General features: G+C 69.3%; 24 protein-coding genes. 18 read left to right on the plus strand and 6 right to left on the minus strand.

Going from position 1 to position 15,048, the window contains the following annotated elements; genetic code table 11:
- Positions 1–65: 65 nt before the first annotated feature.
- Positions 66–830 carry a VOC family protein gene (locus G3I42_RS35740; RefSeq protein ID WP_164291803.1) on the minus strand — a complete coding sequence of 255 codons (765 nt, stop codon included), beginning with the start codon at positions 828–830 and terminating at the stop codon, positions 66–68.
- Between the two features lie 213 nt (positions 831–1,043).
- Between G3I42_RS35740 and G3I42_RS35745 the strand changes: the two genes are divergently transcribed.
- The 13 genes from G3I42_RS35745 (at position 1,044) to G3I42_RS35800 (ending at position 8,945) form a co-directional block, all read left to right on the plus strand.
- Positions 1,044–1,430, plus strand: coding sequence for a VOC family protein (locus tag G3I42_RS35745; protein ID WP_164291804.1), 387 nt, complete (start codon positions 1,044–1,046; stop codon positions 1,428–1,430).
- A gap of 209 nt (positions 1,431–1,639) precedes the next feature.
- On the plus strand, positions 1,640–3,379 hold the full coding sequence (locus tag G3I42_RS35750; RefSeq protein ID WP_164291805.1) for a recombinase family protein: 1,740 nt from the start codon (positions 1,640–1,642) through the stop codon (positions 3,377–3,379).
- A 759-nt stretch (positions 3,380–4,138) separates the two neighbouring features.
- Positions 4,139–4,375, plus strand: coding sequence for a hypothetical protein (locus tag G3I42_RS35755; protein ID WP_239096895.1), 237 nt, complete (start codon positions 4,139–4,141; stop codon positions 4,373–4,375).
- 2 nt (positions 4,376–4,377) lie between these two features.
- Complete coding sequence (locus G3I42_RS35760) at positions 4,378–4,872, plus strand: hypothetical protein (protein ID WP_164291807.1); 495 nt, start codon at positions 4,378–4,380, stop codon at positions 4,870–4,872.
- 148 nt (positions 4,873–5,020) lie between these two features.
- On the plus strand, positions 5,021–5,518 hold the full coding sequence (locus G3I42_RS35765) for a phage terminase small subunit P27 family (protein WP_203607770.1): 498 nt from the start codon (positions 5,021–5,023) through the stop codon (positions 5,516–5,518).
- A gap of 172 nt (positions 5,519–5,690) precedes the next feature.
- Positions 5,691–5,933 carry a hypothetical protein gene (locus tag G3I42_RS38155; protein WP_008749501.1) on the plus strand — a complete coding sequence of 81 codons (243 nt, stop codon included), beginning with the start codon at positions 5,691–5,693 and terminating at the stop codon, positions 5,931–5,933.
- A gap of 4 nt (positions 5,934–5,937) precedes the next feature.
- A complete protein-coding gene (locus G3I42_RS35775) occupies positions 5,938–6,453 on the plus strand; it encodes a DUF6879 family protein (protein ID WP_164291808.1) in 516 nt (171 codons plus the stop codon).
- Positions 6,454–6,459: 6 nt separating this feature from the next.
- Entirely contained in the window at positions 6,460–7,308 is an 849-nt protein-coding gene (locus G3I42_RS35780) for a helix-turn-helix transcriptional regulator (RefSeq protein ID WP_164291809.1), read from the plus strand.
- Positions 7,309–7,396: 88 nt separating this feature from the next.
- Positions 7,397–7,621, plus strand: coding sequence for a hypothetical protein (locus G3I42_RS35785; RefSeq protein WP_164291810.1), 225 nt, complete (start codon positions 7,397–7,399; stop codon positions 7,619–7,621).
- Positions 7,622–7,665: 44 nt separating this feature from the next.
- A complete protein-coding gene (locus G3I42_RS38345) occupies positions 7,666–7,788 on the plus strand; it encodes a hypothetical protein (RefSeq protein ID WP_009062508.1) in 123 nt (40 codons plus the stop codon).
- Positions 7,785–8,078, plus strand: a complete 294-nt coding sequence (locus G3I42_RS35790) for a hypothetical protein (RefSeq protein ID WP_008747591.1) — start codon at positions 7,785–7,787, stop codon at positions 8,076–8,078. Before G3I42_RS38345 ends, G3I42_RS35790 begins: the two co-directional genes overlap by 4 nt.
- A complete protein-coding gene (locus G3I42_RS35795) occupies positions 8,075–8,506 on the plus strand; it encodes a hypothetical protein (RefSeq protein ID WP_164291811.1) in 432 nt (143 codons plus the stop codon). The genes G3I42_RS35790 and G3I42_RS35795 overlap by 4 nt, the downstream gene beginning before the upstream one ends.
- 67 nt (positions 8,507–8,573) lie before the next feature.
- The gene (locus G3I42_RS35800) at positions 8,574–8,945 is read left to right on the plus strand and encodes a hypothetical protein (protein WP_239096896.1); all 372 of its coding nucleotides are present in this window, start codon (positions 8,574–8,576) and stop codon (positions 8,943–8,945) included.
- A gap of 183 nt (positions 8,946–9,128) precedes the next feature.
- Here the strand turns inward: G3I42_RS35800 and G3I42_RS35805 are convergent, their stop codons facing one another.
- Positions 9,129–9,419 (minus strand): winged helix-turn-helix domain-containing protein, encoded by a 291-nt coding sequence (locus tag G3I42_RS35805; protein ID WP_164291812.1) that lies wholly within the window; start codon positions 9,417–9,419, stop codon positions 9,129–9,131.
- Between the two features lie 182 nt (positions 9,420–9,601).
- Here G3I42_RS35805 and G3I42_RS35810 point away from each other — a divergent pair, with 182 nt between their 5' ends.
- Positions 9,602–10,000: a hypothetical protein gene (locus G3I42_RS35810; RefSeq protein WP_164291813.1), complete on the plus strand. Its 399-nt coding sequence runs from the start codon at positions 9,602–9,604 to the stop codon at positions 9,998–10,000.
- Positions 10,001–10,245: 245 nt separating this feature from the next.
- Here the strand turns inward: G3I42_RS35810 and G3I42_RS35815 are convergent, their stop codons facing one another.
- Together G3I42_RS35815 and G3I42_RS35820 are read right to left on the minus strand one after the other, a co-directional pair.
- Positions 10,246–10,614 (minus strand): VOC family protein, encoded by a 369-nt coding sequence (locus G3I42_RS35815; RefSeq protein ID WP_164291814.1) that lies wholly within the window; start codon positions 10,612–10,614, stop codon positions 10,246–10,248.
- A 92-nt stretch (positions 10,615–10,706) separates the two neighbouring features.
- Positions 10,707–11,633 carry an NADP-dependent oxidoreductase gene (locus tag G3I42_RS35820; protein WP_164291821.1) on the minus strand — a complete coding sequence of 309 codons (927 nt, stop codon included), beginning with the start codon at positions 11,631–11,633 and terminating at the stop codon, positions 10,707–10,709.
- An 85-nt stretch (positions 11,634–11,718) separates the two neighbouring features.
- Between G3I42_RS35820 and G3I42_RS35825 the strand changes: the two genes are divergently transcribed.
- Positions 11,719–12,162 (plus strand): helix-turn-helix domain-containing protein, encoded by a 444-nt coding sequence (locus tag G3I42_RS35825; RefSeq protein ID WP_164291815.1) that lies wholly within the window; start codon positions 11,719–11,721, stop codon positions 12,160–12,162.
- A gap of 42 nt (positions 12,163–12,204) precedes the next feature.
- Here G3I42_RS35825 and G3I42_RS35830 read toward each other — a convergent pair whose 3' ends face one another.
- On the minus strand, positions 12,205–12,708 hold the full coding sequence (locus G3I42_RS35830) for an NUDIX domain-containing protein (RefSeq protein ID WP_164291816.1): 504 nt from the start codon (positions 12,706–12,708) through the stop codon (positions 12,205–12,207).
- Positions 12,709–12,816: 108 nt separating this feature from the next.
- On the opposite strand from G3I42_RS35830, the gene G3I42_RS35835 reads away from it, so the two are divergent.
- From G3I42_RS35835 to G3I42_RS35845, 3 genes are all read left to right on the plus strand, one after another.
- Complete coding sequence (locus tag G3I42_RS35835) at positions 12,817–13,188, plus strand: helix-turn-helix transcriptional regulator (RefSeq protein ID WP_164291817.1); 372 nt, start codon at positions 12,817–12,819, stop codon at positions 13,186–13,188.
- Positions 13,189–13,266: 78 nt separating this feature from the next.
- Entirely contained in the window at positions 13,267–14,226 is a 960-nt protein-coding gene (locus G3I42_RS35840; protein ID WP_164291818.1) for a hypothetical protein, read from the plus strand.
- A gap of 155 nt (positions 14,227–14,381) precedes the next feature.
- Positions 14,382–14,720, plus strand: coding sequence for a DUF2516 family protein (locus tag G3I42_RS35845; protein ID WP_164291822.1), 339 nt, complete (start codon positions 14,382–14,384; stop codon positions 14,718–14,720).
- Positions 14,721–14,752: 32 nt separating this feature from the next.
- Here the strand turns inward: G3I42_RS35845 and G3I42_RS35850 are convergent.
- Positions 14,753–15,048 (minus strand): SpoIIE family protein phosphatase (locus tag G3I42_RS35850; RefSeq protein WP_164291819.1); only part of this gene is annotated, 296 nt, incomplete at its 5' end.

A 15,048-nucleotide genomic window follows, 5' to 3' on the forward strand; every position in this document is an offset into this window, starting at 1 on the left:
CGTACGGGCGGGGCCCCGCGAGGTGGGTGAGCGCTCACTCACCTCGCGGGGGCCCGTACCCCCCGCTACCGCGACGGCGGCTTGATGACGGCGAACCGCGCGCCCTCCGGGTCGGCGACGACCGCCATCCGGCCGGCCACCATGTCGAAGGGCGGGGCGAGCACCGTGCCGTCGCGACGGATCAGCGCGTCCGCCGTGGAGTCCACGTCGTCGACGGAGAAGTACGTCAGCCAGTGCGCCGGGGTGCCGGGCGGGTCGCTCTTGAGGCCGGTCGCGCCGCCGACCGTCTTGCCCGCGATCTTGATCTCCCAGTACGCCTCGACGCCCTCCACCGGCTCGAAGTTCATGCCGAACACGTCGCCGTAGAAGGCGGCGGCGGTGGGCACGTCCGCCGTGTGCAGCTCGTTCCAGATCAGCGACCCCGGCTCGTTGACGAGCCGCGCCCCGGCGAATTCGCCCGCCTGCCAGACGCCGAAGGCCGCCCCCTGCGGGTCGGCGGCGACGAGCATCCGGCCGTAGTCGCCGATGTCCGCGACCGGCGCGAGGAGCGAGCCGCCCGCGCCGACGATCGTGTCCTGCATGGCCGGGGCGTCGGTCGCCGCGAAGTAGGTGGTCCACGCCTGCGGCAGCTCCGGCTGGTCCGCGGGAGCCGCGCCGATCCCGGCCACGGCCTGCCCGCGCAGCTCGCAGATCGCGTAGCCGCCGGACCCTGGCTGCCCCTGCCAGCCGAGCAGGTCGCTGTAGAAGTCGATCGCGTTCTGCTGGTTCTTCGCTCGCAGGTCGACCCAGCACGGCGTGCCGGTCGCGTACGGGCTGGTGATTTCGGGCACGTGCGCCCCTTTCGTCGGATTCGTCCCACACCCTGGCGGCCCGGACGAGCCCGCTGCCACCTGACACGCCGCCACCTGGGCGCGCGTCAGTACGGCGGCTGGCGGGGGCGGGCCGTACGGGGCGGGGGCACGTGCGTACGGGCCCGTACCGTCCGGCTCCGCGCCCCCGTACGGTGACGGGAGCCCCGTCGACCCCGACCGAGGAGCCGCCCCGTGCCCCCGTACCTGCGTCCCGTCGCCGTCACGCTCGACTGCGCCGATCCGCTCGCCCTCGCGGCCTTCTACCGGGAGGCGACGGGGCTCGCCCCGCACCCGGGGTCGGGAGCGGAGTTCGCCGCGCTCACCGGGCCGGACGGCTTCGTCCTCGGCTTCCAGCCCGTCGCGGACTACCGGCCGCCCAAGTGGCCGGGGCAGGACGTCCCGCAGCAGGTCCACCTCTGCTACGAGGCCGACGAGGACCTGGCCGCGGCCGAGGCCCGCCTCGTCGCCCTCGGCGCCGCCGTACCCGGCCACCAGCCCCACGACCCGGCCCGCGCCCGCGTCCTCACGGACCCGGCGGGCCACCCGTTCTGCCTCGTGCGGAAGAAGACGGCGGACTGAGCGCCGCCGGGGTCGCTCCACCCGCCGCGCGGTCGCTCCACCCGCCGTGCGGTCACTCCACCCGCCGCGCGAGTACGCAGAACTCGTTCCCCTCGATGTCTCCCGACACACGGAACTAGACGTTCTGGAGTGTCGTCGTGGTTGCATCGGTCCTGGTCAAGCCCGGTACGGAGTCGAACAGCGAGATCCCCCCGCTCCCTACAGCGGGCATGACGACTGCCAGCACCCGGAACCCCCTCGCGGGGACGGTCTACACCGAGACCCTTCGGGGTGTGCGGTGTGTCCGTCTGTCCGTGCTCACCGACGAGACCACCAGCCCCGAGCGGCAGCGCGAAGCCAACGACAGGGCAGCCGCAGAACTCGGTATCAGCTTCGGCGAGGGCGACAACCTTCGTGAAGCCGTAGACCTGGACGTGAGCGCGTCCAAAACGAGCCCCTTCGACCGCCCCGAGCTGGGCGCGTGGCTCGCCCGACCGCAAGACTTTGACGCTTTGGTGTGGTGGCGTTTTGACCGCGCTATCCGGTCGATGGCGGATATGCACGAACTCGCGAAGTGGGCGAGGACGCACCGCAAACTCATCGTGTTCGCCGAGGGCATCGGCGGGAGCGGGCGACTCGAATTCGACTTCCGCAACCCGATGAACCCGGTAAGCGAACTCATGATGACGTTCTTTGCGTTCGCTGCTCAGGTCGAGTCGCAGAGCATCAGCGACCGCGTAACCGGTGCGATGGCCGCCATTCGCAAGATGACCTACCGGTGGCGTGGCGGGCGCCCCCCGTACGGCTACATGGTTGCCGAGATGCCCGGCGAGCACGGGGGCAAGGGGTTCACGCTCGTCCCCGACCCCGAAGCCGTTGCGGTCATCGAACGCATTGTCTTGGACATGGCCGAAGGCAAGACCGTCTCAGCAATCGCCGTGGACCTCAACGCAGACGGCATCCTGAGCCCCCGCGACCACTGGTCGGCCATGAAGGGGCGGAAGCTGGGCGGGAAGACCGGCGGCGCGAAGGGACAGAAGGCAGTCACGCGAGAACGGTTCACCTGGAACGCGGGCGTCATAACGCGCCTGCTCCGGAACGAAGCGCTGTTGGGCTGGAAGATGCACCAGGGCAAGCCCGTCCGCGACGACGACGGCAACCCGATCATGGCGGCCGAAATCCCGATCCTCACCCGCGAGGAGTTCGACCACGTAGGGAAGCTCCTGGACGCTCACAGCATCGACAACCGGGACCGGGTGGACACGGACGCGCTGTTGTTGCGGGTGATCCACTGCGCGGGGTGCGGGGCACGGATGTACCTGAACAAGCAGCAAGGCAAGCGCCCGACGTACAAGTGCAACCCCTACGGCCGAGGGGAGAAGTGCGAAGCGTCGGCGAACATCCGGGGCGACTGGGCCGACGAGTACACGGAAGCGGAGTTCCTGCGCCGCGTGGGCTCGATCCAGACCACCACGGTCAAGATCATCCCCGGGTACGACCCCAAGCCCGAACTAGACGCCACTATCGCCGAGTTCGCAGAGCACCAGGAACAGAAGGGCCGCCAAAAGTCCCGGCACGCCGCCGCAGAGTGGCAGCGACGGGCGGACGCTCTCGACGCACGCATTGGCGACTTGGAAAGCCGCGAAGCGCGCCCCGAACAGCGCGTCGTGACCACCACGGGCCGGACCATCGCGGACGAGTGGGCGAATGCCGACACCGCCGGACGCCGCAAGCTGCTGCATGAAGCCGGGGTGCGTCTGGAAGTCTCGCGCGGTACGCGTGGGGGGTGGCGCAAGCTCGACGTACGGCGGGTGTCGTTCACGGTGAACGGCGCGTTCGACCCTGCCGCCGAGACCGTCGCCACGGCAGCCGAAGACGTGGCGTCCGTTGAGCGCGGAGACCACCCCGCCCCCGGTTCCGCCTCCCGTCTCGCCGAGCCCGAGCCCGTGCGCGAACTGGTCGCCGCGTAGCGCCCGTCACGATGCCGGGATCTTTCCGCTCCCTACAGCGAGTAGGAAGACGAAAGATCCCACCAACAAACGGCGCTGCGCGGCAGATGCAGACGCCCCGGAGCCCCGGACGCCCACGAGGACGGCCGGGGCTTCGCGCTGCCGTCTCACGAGCCGCACGCCCGTGGGAGCACAGCGGACGAAACCGCGCCCCAAGAGACAGAGTTACTTATTTGGGTGACGCGTAACAATAAATAGAATGCATAGAAAAAATCTAAGGAAAAACAGAGAGCGTGACTCATCACAGCAATTCATCACCCCGCCTGCCCGGTGAGCACTGAACATGGGCTACTACGCACCCGCCGCGCACTCCGCGCGCTGCGACCAATGCGGCGGACCTCTCTCCGGACGCCAGGAACGCTACTGCTCCGGAAGATGCCGACAAGCCGCACACCGCGCCAGAACCCGCCCCCGCCCGGCCGAGAAGTCGTGTCCGCTGTGTGGGCAACTCTTCGAGCCCCTGAATCGCTGGCAGAAATATTGCGCCTACGACGAAGCGGGATACGACTGCATCAACGCACAGGAAGACATCGCAGAAGCCGCAGAGGACGCCAGAGAAGCCCGCACGGCAGCACGGTGCACCCATTGTGCGGGCCCCACGGGATGGGGCGGCAGGGGGCGACCTAGGCGATTCTGTTCGTCGAAGTGCAGGCAAGCCGACTACCGGAAGCGCATTGCCGCGAGGACGGCCGGCACACATCCGAAAGGGAAGGAATGACGATGACGAGTAAGCACCTTTGGAATGCGGATCGCGTGAGCGGACGAGTCGACCGAGAGAGGCTGCGCGCCGCAGCGTGGAACCGTGATGAGCGGTTGGAGAAGCTCGCCCATCTGCGCGACACACAGCCCGACCTGTACGGCCGTCTCGGCGCGGTCGCACACATTGCCCTCGGTCACTACGAGGCCGACAAGAAGAATGCGGCAGCTCATGGCCGCAATGTTGACGAGGGGAACTGAGCATGAACAACGACATCCAGAAGGCTGCCGAGCGCGTTGCCAAGCTGCGAGCACAGGCGGACAAGCTGTCCGCCCCGCTCGATGATGCGCTAGCACAGCTCGAAAAGGCCGAGCGCGCCGAAGAGGACCGCCGGGCCCTCCGGGCGGAAAACTATGACACCCGGGTTGCCGCCACCTACAAGGATCGCTTGCAGGAAATGACCGAGTCGGCACATGCCGCACGGGAACGCTTCTTCGAAGCGCTTTCCGGTGAACCCTGGTTCGCAGGCTACGTGGAATACCGTTCCGCCCGGCACAAGCGCGAATACATTCTTTCCGAAGCCCGCGCCGCGCAGCGAAACTTGGGACAGGTGTGCACGGTCCCTGATCAGCGATGGACCGATAACCGATTCGCAGATGACCTTCTGGAACACCTGGAAAAGAAGGCGTATGAGTCTGCCGACAAATTCGGCGAAGAGATGCGAACCGCGCGAAGGGATTTCATTTCCGCTGAGTAGCGCCCGTCTCCATTTTTTCGTGGGCACCCAGGGGGGTGCCCATCGCCCTCCCCGATCCTGCACGGCAGGGAGGGAAAAAGCTCACGCCGCAACTACAGCACTTTGCGCGGACTTCGAATGCGACACTGCGCAACGAAAGGAGGGAAAGTTGGCCGACCCGTGGCGCAAGAAACCAGCACTTCAAATCGTCCGAGAGGGAAACCCGGGAAAGCGGGCAGCGCCGGACACCGTGGCCGTGCCGCCCGCCCAAATGATCGAACCCGACTGGCAGGAGACGTTCCGCACGGTTGAGAACCCGGAACAGGAAACAGTCAATGCCCGCTGCCGTTCGGTTGCTTCGGCCGAGTGGCGGCGCGTCGTTCCGGTACTCGCTCTGGCGGTCGGACTCGGAGACGTAGACGCCTCGTTGATCAAGGACTACTGCGTCGCCGTGGCCCGCATCGACCAGTGCGAGCGGGAGTTGTCAGAGCACGGCTTGATGCTCCGAGGAGAGCGCGGGTGGCAGAAGAACGGCGCCGCCACCATCGCAGGGCAGTACCGGGTTCAAGTCGCCCGCTACATCCGTGAACTTGGGCTCTCCCCCAGCGCTCGTACCGGCCTCGCGGCCCCCGAGCCGGCCGACGACGACAGCGGCCTTTGGGACTGACCCACCCCCCCTACAAGCCCCCCCGTGCTGCCCGTCCCGCGTGGGACAGGCAGCACGGGGGGCTCTTTTGCGTCAGCGGCCCCGACGCGGCTTGCGGGCGGTCTTGACGACCCCCCTTGACTGGGCAACGATCGAGCAATCATCTGCAATCAGATCGACACAGGGGGTAGTCATGCGCTTGCGTTTCCTCGGGATCATTCCGAACTCTCCCGACACGGATTCGCCCACCATCTGGCTCGACGAGGACAGCGGGGACCTGCTGATTCAGTCGTACCGGGCGAGCGAGGAAGAGGTAAAGGCATGTAAGGAGGTTGGGTCGATCCCCGGTCACGGCACGGACGTGCCGGACCACGAGGTAATTCTTCGACTGCCCAAGGTCATGCGACAGTACTTGCCAGCTCTCGACAACGAGTAGGGAAATGAAGAACCCAGTACTTGAAGGGCTCTCCACCGCTCGGACTTCGGTAGTCCATCTGGAGATGCGGGATTCCTATCTACCTGGCGACCCTGAGTTCGTCGCTTGGCAGCGCGGGAAGCGTCTGGACCCCAACGCCGAAAGGTCCACATGGTGGCGTCCTTTTCTGGATGTGGTCCAGGAAGTGACCTCCCGAGGGGTCGTCATGCAGCGAGCGCGGATCGTCTCGGAACCCGTAACCGAGTACATCCGCTACGAGCACCACGTCAGTTTCCCGAATATCGCGGCTGGGGAGTTGATCCGCTGGCTTCCAAGACGTCTGGCTGCCGATATCCCACTTCCGGGTACCGACTTCTGGATGTTCGATGAAGAGTCGGTGCTCTTCACCTACTTCTCCGGCACCGGAGAAGTAGTGGACAGGGAATGGTGTCGGGATCATGATGTCGTGGTGATGGCCGCTTCGGCATTTCGTGAAGTATGGCGCCGGGCCACGCCCCACGAGGACTACAAGCTGACCTGATTGATAATGGCACAGTCGTCCTCCTCCAGCGTTCAGCAGGCTCGGCAGGTTCTCGCTGACAGGCTCCGAGAAATTGTTAGAGACGCCGGTCTTGACGGAAAGGGATTGGCAGCCCTTTGCGGATGGCATCCTTCCAAGGTTTCTCGAATCTGCACCGGCAAGACCCAACCGAGCGAAGAAGACATCCGCACTTGGTGTCGAGCCTGCAACGCCGAGGGCCAAACAAGTGACCTGGTTGCCTCCCTGCGCGCCGTGGAAGGGATGTGGCTTTCGTGGAGCCGCATGGAACGTACAGGGCTGCGCAGGGTGCAAGACTCGCGCGTTCCGCTCTATGAGAGAACGCATCGTTTTCGCTCATATTCTCCTGGACTCTTTCCGGGACTTCTGCAAACTCTTGGATATACCGAAGATGTTCTGCGTGCCGTCCAGCGACGCCGTGTCGAGGTTGACGACGTTGCCGACGCTGTGGCCTCACGCATGGAAAGACAGAAGGTCCTGCGCGATGGACACCGCACTTTCGCATTCATTGTCGAGGAATGCGTGCTGCGAAATGCGCTCGGAGGTATAGAGAACCAGATCGAACAATTGGATCACTTGCTCACGCTGGTTTCTGTCCCGAATATTAGCATCGGCATCATCCCCGCTCGCCTGAATCGGGTTCGGATGCCCGTCGAGGGGTTCTGGATCTTCGATAGTGGGCAAGTGAACGTGGAGTTGGTTTCCGGGTTCCTGACGCTGACGCAGCCAAGTGAGATCAAGACTTACGCCGACACCTTCGCCGCACTTTCCGGTCTCTCCGTCTACGGAACACAGGCCCGTTCCTTGATCGTCAGTGCTCGGGATTCGCTCAGGTGATCCGCGTGCAATCACATAGAATCGGCTGTCTATCGGCACATCGCCGTTCCTAGCGTGTCCCCCATCGCACCGCGAAAGGGGGCAGCTTGTGAGCAAGCACCACACCGAACCGCCCGAGCCGGGCACGCTGCTGGTGGACGCGAACGGCAAGCTCGGCGTGTTCATGGGCAAGGGCGGCCCCCGCTACATGCTCCGTCCCGTGCGTGGCGGGTGTGAGTGGGAGGCCGAGCCCGACGCCGTGCGCGAGCCGACCCCGGCGGAACGGGAGACCGCCGAGCGGCAGCGCGCCGGACGAACGGCGGTGTCCCCGTGAGCTGGACGCCCCCGATTCCCCCGCCCGTCAACTGCCCTCGGTGTGTGTACCTCGCCGGGCAGGAGAACGCCGCCGCCGCGCGAGGCGACGCGGAAGCGGCGCGCAAGTTCGACGGCATCGCGTCGATTCACCGCGCGGAGACCGGCTGTCCGGAGCGTGCCGCATGAGCACCCGCAGCCTGTTCCGCTTCGTCTCCTGGACCGTCAAGCCCGACCGCGAGCCCGACGCCGCCCCCGTCACGCACCTGTACCGGTGCACCAGCGAGGACGAAGCCGGAAACGTCTGCGGCGCCGAGTCCGCGCGCACCGAAGACGGAGCGTCCGCCGAAGACTGGGCACTTCGCCACGCCGCCGAGAACCCCGACCACCGGTCGTACGCCTACGCGCCCGAGCTGCCCTACGTCGCCACCACCCCGGAACTGTTCGGGGGCCACCCCGAGCCGGAGGGGGCGGCATGAGCGGCGAACACCGGTACGTCGTCGCGGTGAGGGGTGGGGACGCGTCGCGGGGCTTCCAGCTCGGCGGGACGACGACGCGAAGCGCTCGGGTGGCGCTCGTCCGCCTTCGCGGGCAGGCACTCCGGATCGCTGACGGCTTGGACCCGGACCCGGGGACGTGGTGGCTGGGGAACGGGGGGCTCGTCCGCCTTCCCGACGCCCCCGAAGCGCTGCCGGACGCCCCCGCCGAACTCCGGGCGTGGGTGGTCTCCTCCGTGCACCAGGACGACGCGTTGGACCAGCTCGTCAACGGCTTCCCGCTGGTGCTGCGGGTGACCGACCGGTGGTCGGGGTGCTGGTTCGAACTGACCGCCCGGTCCCTGGTGCCCGTCCCCGCCGCCCCGCCCTACCGCCGTACCGCGCCGGCCCGCCCCGTGGCCTACGCCTAGACCCCCGTCCCGGCTTCGTGTTCCCCCACGGGGAGCCGGGACGGGACAACTCCGAAGGGATTGCACGATGCCAGCTGTAAGCGCTCCGGTCCGTGTCTGCGGGGCCGAAACCCCGATCCCGCCCCGCGTGGCCGAACTCGCCCTGTCCGTCGTCGTCTGGCCCGGCAAGGAGGTGGAGGAGGTCGTTTCCTGCGCCGTCGAAGACCACCCCGACGACGAAGAACACTGGTCGCTCGTACGCGAGTTGGACGGTCCGCACACCGGCGCCGTCTGGGTCGTGTGGACGGACCGCATCCCCCCGTACCGGGTCCGACAGATCCCCGACTGTCGGGTGATCAACCCGGAGGGGCAGGCGTGCCCGCTGTACGAGGGACACCCGGGCCGGTGCCCGTTCGACAGCGCCAACCCGCCCACGACCTCCGGCACCACTCACTTGTAGCACTCTCAAGCCCCACCCGTCCGGCGTGCTCTCTCTCCGCCGGGCGGGTGGCCGTCGGCCCCCGCGTGACGTGGGGCTGACAGCACGGGTCACGGCGTCCGGGGTGCGGTTCCCGCCCGCACCTTCGTGACCCGCGAGAGCCCCGCTAGGCGGTCCCTCCCCCGAGACTGCCGCGCGGGGCTCTCATGCGTCCGGGGCGTCGTCCTGGCGGTCGTCGCCGCGTGTCGGCTCGGCCACGTAGGTACCGCGCTGAGGCACGGTGAAGACCAGTTCCGCCGCGACCAGTTCTGCGACGGCACGGCGCACCGTGGGGCGTGACAGCCCGTACTCATCGCACAAGCGCGACTCAGACGGGATGGGGCGCCGGGGCTTCCAGTCGCCTCGCGCGAGCCGTGCGCGAAGGATGCCAGCGAGCTGCTGAAACGGGGGCTCGGGAGCATCGCGCTCCACCAGGTCATCCGGGCCGTAGTCCATACGGAAACGCTATCGGCCCCGGGACAAGCGAGCACATCAGCCCATGTCCATTTACGTGCCTTTACAAGTGCTGACGTGTGTTGACGTTAAGGCTTATGCTCGGGAAAGAAAGACGCCCCGGCGAACCGGTCCTAAGCGGTCCGCCGGGGCTCAGCCGACCAGCTTTAGGGAGCTGACCGACCGTGCGTGAGTTTATCGCCCTGCTTTCCTTCGTCCCCGCCGCAGCGGCGCTGTGGTACCTGATCAACCCCCGTCCAAAGAAGACGCCCCGCCGCCCCGGACGGCACTCCGCCGAATTCCTCGCCGCCGCTCGCCCCGAGCCTCACCGGTTCTGTGTCCATCACATGGACGTGACCGTTCCCGCGCACGTCCTCGCACGCACCATCCGCCCCCGACCGGACGACTTGGACCCCATCCGGCCGTACTACCGAGCGTGGGAGAACGACCCGTCCCACACGGTCCGGCTCCGGGTGATCCGCGAGCGGCAACGCGCGTTGGTCCGCGCTGCCATCGGCGCCCCGGACTTCCCTGTCTACCGCTACGAGAACGACCAGTTCGCCGCCGTGGGGGTGACCGCATGACCGCCGAGCACCGGGGGGCCGTCTGTGCGGTCTGCAAGAAGTGGACCGACACCCCGCGACCGCTCCGGTACATCGAAAGGCAGAGCGGCCCCGGGGTGACCCTGTACGGCTGCCCGAAGCACGCGCCGGAGCCGAGCCCCACGGAGGAGACGAGAGAGCGCTAGGAAGGCGCACAGAGACGCGGAAGCCCCGTTCGGCCAAGTGCCGGGCGGGGCTCTGTTGTTGCCGCTGACATGCCCGTATGATCAGAACTGGTAATTAGGTGTGTCGGGGTCCGCGAGGGTCACCCAGGGCACGTCGTCCCCCTGGCCCACGTCCACGTGCCGCGCCCCGAGCGCGAGCAGCCGCTCGACCTCGGCGGCCTGCTCGCGATCGCTCGGATTCACGTCGATGTGCAGCCGGTTCTTGACCGCCTTGCCCTCCGGAACCCGCGCGAACGCGAGCGAGGGCGGCGCGTGCCCGGGCCGCCGCGCCCCCGTCCCCGGTGCCCCGATCGACACGAAGTCCCCGTCCTCGTCCTCGTACACCTCGTAACCGAGCACCGCGCACCAGAAGCGCGCGAGCGCGCGCGGATCGGCACAGTCGACGGCGAGTTCGGTGAAACGGCTGGTCATGGCCTTGCCTCCCGTACGGGTCCCGGCCGGGGAGTCGGCGGGGCCCGGGCCGAACCTAGCGCGCCCGGACGCGGGACGAGGCGGCCGAGGGCTCAGAGGGTGAGGGCGAGCTTGCCCGTGAGGTGCCCGGAGTCGAGGCGGCGGTGGGCGTCGGCGACGCGGGCGAAGGGATACGTCTGCGCCACGTGGACGCGCAGCGCGCCGCGTTCGACGAGGGCGACGAGGCCGCGCAGGGCGACGGGGTCGGGGTCGACGGCGATGCCGCTGAAACGCCGCCCCGCCGCCTCGTACCGGGCGGCGAGTTCCGTGTCCTCGTCGGCGACCGCCGTGACGAGGTGGCCGCCGGGGCGGAGCACGTCGAGCGAGCGTGCGGCCGTCTCGCCGCCGAGCGTGTCGAGCACGACGTCGACGGCGCGGCACGCCTGGGCGAAGTCGGTGCTCGCGTAGTCGATCACCTCGTCCGCGCCGAGGGACTCGACGAACGTCCGCTTGCCCGCGGCGGCGGTCGTGAGGACGTACGCGCCGAGCGCCTTGGCGATCTGGATGGCGACGTGCCCGACCCCGCCGCCGCCCGCGTGGATCAGGACGCGGTCGCCCTCGCCGACCCCGGCGAGGTCCACGAGCCCGTGCCACGCGGTCAGCCCCACTGTGGCGAGCGCCGCCGCCTCGACGTGCGGGAGCGAGGCGGGCTTGCGCACGAGGTGCAGCGCGGGGGCCGCGACGTACTCCGCGTACGTGTGCGCCGCCCGGGGGAACAGCGGCATCCCGAAAACCTCGTCGCCCGGCCTGAACCGCCAGGTCACCGCCTCCTCGACGACGCCGCTGACATCCCAGCCGAGAATGAAGGGCGGCTGTCCGAGCAGGGGGAACTCCCCGGCGCGCAAGCGCGCTTCGAGCGGGTTGAGCCCGATCGCCCGGACCCGGAGGAGCACTTCGGTGGGCAGGGGACGGGGCACGGGCACGTCCTCGACGGCGAGCACTTCCGGGCCGCCGAAGGTGTGCTGGGTGAGGGCTCGCATGGTGCGCATGACTCTCCTGGCATCGCTGAGGGGGAAGGAGATCCACGCTAGGTTTCCGTGAGGAACCCGCAGGTACCTTGGTCGTATGAGCGGCTTCGGTCCCGTTGACACCTTTCTCTCCGACTGCCCCGCGCGCCTCACCGTCGAACTGCTCGCGGACAAGTGGACGGCGGTCGTGCTCGCCGCGCTCAGCGCGGGCCCGGTGCGCCACGGCGAACTGGTCGGGCTGATCGGCGGCATCTCCCGCAAGATGCTCACCCAGACCCTCCGCCGCCTCGCAGCACACGGACTCGTCCGCCGCCACGCCTACGCCGAGGCCCCGCCCCGCGTCGAGTACGAGCTGACCCCCCTCGGCACGACACTCATCGAACCGATCCACGTCCTGACCGAGTGGGCCCGCGCCAACGGCGAAGCGGTGCTCGACGCACTGGACGCCTCCGAGGCACCGCAATCCGCGGCGGGGGGCACGCCGCCGGAGGAGTCCGGCCGCCCGGGGGACCCGGCCGCCGGGCGCCGCCGGTGGGACTGAGCACGACAGGTGCCCGGGGCCCGGCCCGAGGGGTGCGCGAGGTCAGGACCGCGCGCTCCGGAAGGCGAGATACCGGTGGAAGGCTTCGTGGCTGTCGGGGGTGAAGCGCCACTCCGGCAGGGCCGCGCGCAGCTCCGGCTCGGTCAGCCAGGCGTGCCAGGCGACCTCGTCGGGGTCGGCGGTCACCGCGTCCGGCACCACGGCTTCGTGCACGCCGAGCCAATGGGGGCTCAGGCCACCGCGGTTGAGGAACGTGAAGAGCAAGCGCGGCAGCACGCGAACGCCCAGCTCCTCGGCCAGCTCCCGTGCGGCGGCCTGCTCGTAGGACTCGCCGGCGGTCACGGCGCCACCGACCACGACCTCGTAGCGGCCGGGGAAACGCGGCAGACGCTCCGCCCGCCGGTGGACGAGGACGCGCCCGCGCTCATCCCGGCAGACCGTCACGGCGATCCGGTGCAGCCAGCCCTCCGCGGTGGCCTCCCGGCGGCTGACCACCACCCCCGACGCGCGATCCCGCTCATCGACACGCTCCACCAGTTCGTCCATGGCGCACACCCTGACAGCATCCGCTGACAGCGCCGCTCCGCGCAGGCCGCGCTAGCCCCCGCTAGCAGGGCGCTTGCAATAGTTAGCAAGGTGGGGCAGCATCGGGGCATGGTTTCGCTTGATGTGGGGGGACTTGGGGAGTTTCTGCGGGAGCAGCGGCGGGCGGCGCGGTTGTCGCTGCGGCAGCTCGCCGACGCGGCCGGGGTGTCGAATCCGTATCTCAGCCAGATCGAGCGCGGGCTGCGCAAGCCCAGCGCCGAGATTCTCCAGCAGCTCGCCAAGGCCCTGCGGATCTCCGCCGAGACGCTTTACGTGCAGGCCGGGATTCTCGACGAGCGGGAGCGGGCCGAGACCGAGACCCGCGCCGTCCTGCTCGCCGATCCCCTGCTGACAGCGCGCCAGAAGGAAGTACTCCTCCAGATCTACGACTCCTTCCGCCGGGAGAACGGCTTCCCGGCGGAGGACGCCACTCCGGGCTGATCCCGTCGCTTCAGGCCGACCCGCACCACCCGTACTGCCAGGCACTCACCCTCACTCGTGTTCCGGGAGGACCACGCCATGGCCATCACCGACGATCTGCGCAAGACCCTCACCGACCCGACCCCCCTCTACTTCGCCGCAGGCACCGCCGAACTGGCCGTCCAGCAGGCGCTGCGGCTGCCCGTGATCCTCGAACAGCTCCGCGCCGAGGCGCCCGCCCGGCTCCAGGCCGTGCGCGAGAGCGACCCCCGGGAGATCCAGGACCGCGCCGTCGCCCGCGCCCGCGAGGCGCAGGCCGTCGCGCGCGCCGCCGTCACCGAGGTCGTCACCGCCTTCTCCTCGCGCGAGAGCCGCGACGCGGAGCTGAAGCGGCTCCAGGAGAGCGCGCAGGGCTTCGCGCTGCGCGGCTTCGGGCTCGCCGCCGAGTACGCGGTGCGCGCGCGGGAGACGTACGAGAGGGTCGCCGAGCGCGGCGAGGAGGCGGTCCGCGGCTGGCGCGCGGAGGACGCGGACGGCGACGGATTCGGGTACGGGAGCGGTACGCGTACGGGGACGCGGTCGGGGGACGCCGACGAGGCCCCCGCGCCCGGTGCGCCGCGCGTCGCCGTCGATCCGGAGCCCGATGAGCCGGCCGGGACGGACAAGCCGGTCGCGGCGGACGAGCCGGTCGCGGCGGACGAGCCGGTCGCGGCGGACGAGCCGGGCGGTTCCGCCGAGCCGGTTGAGCCGGTCGTCGTCACGAAGTCCGTGCCCGAGGCCGCCGCCGATGCCGCCCCGGAGGCCGGGACCGCTTCGGTCGAGGCGCCCTCCCCGGCCGACGAGCCCGCCGCTCCCCGCAAGGCCGCTCCCCGCCGTGCCGCCCGGCCCGCCGCCAAGAAGCCCACCGCCAAGAAGCCGGTGGCCAAGGAGTCGGCGGTCACCAAGCCGGCCGCCACGCCGCCCGCCGGGAAGAGCGCCGAGGAGACCCCCGCCGAGCAGGATGCCCAGCGCGAGGCGAAGGGCGACGCCGAGGGGAGCGCGGGCGGCGCCCGGGAGTAGCCGGGGGCGCGCCCGGCGGGCGCGTCTCCTCGCGCAGGGGTGCCCTGTCGGTGGCAGCCGGTACGGTGGAGAGTCACACGCCGTACCGGCCGGTCGCGGCGCGGAAGCGGAAACGTACGTAAGAGAACGACCGAACGAACCGGGCGGTGGCCATCGTGTTGATGCAGGGCTTCAGCAACTTCCTGTCCCTGCTGTCCCTGGCGTTGACTCTCTTCTGCGCCTTCGCGTTCTTCGACAGCCTCTTCCGCCGCGAGGACGCCTTCCGCGCGGCCGACAAGAAGACGAAGCCGTTCTGGGCGATCATCCTCGGGCTCGCGCTCGCGGTCGCGCTCATCTTCGGCTTCATGTCGTTCCTGCCGATCATCGGGCTCATCGCCGCGATCGTGTACGTCGTGGACGTACGACCAGCGCTCAAGCAGGTCACGGGCGGTGGCCGGCGGCGCGGCGGGTCGAGCAGCGACGGTCCGTACGGGCCGTACAACGGCGGCCGCTGAGCCCCACCGGGGCCGCTCCGGGCCGCGCGGGTTCAGCGGGCGAGGAGGATCGCCGCGACGTCGTCGGTGAGTTCGCCGCCGTTGAGGTCGCGGGCGGCCTGCACCGTGGACTCCAGCAGTTCCGCGCCGCGCAGGCCCGCGCTCTGGTGCTCGCGGACGAGCGCGAGCATGCCTTCCTGGCCCAGCCGCAGGCTGCCCGCGCCGATCCGGCCCTCGACGAGGCCGTCCGTGTAGAGCATGAGCGACCACTCCGGCCCGAGGCCCACCTGCGTGCGCGGCCAGCGCCCGCGCGGGAGCAGGCCGAGCGCGGGCCCGCAGGGCTCCTGCG

The organism is Streptomyces sp. SID11385, from assembly GCF_010548245.1.
Taxonomy (GTDB): Bacteria; Actinomycetota; Actinomycetes; order Streptomycetales; family Streptomycetaceae; genus Streptomyces.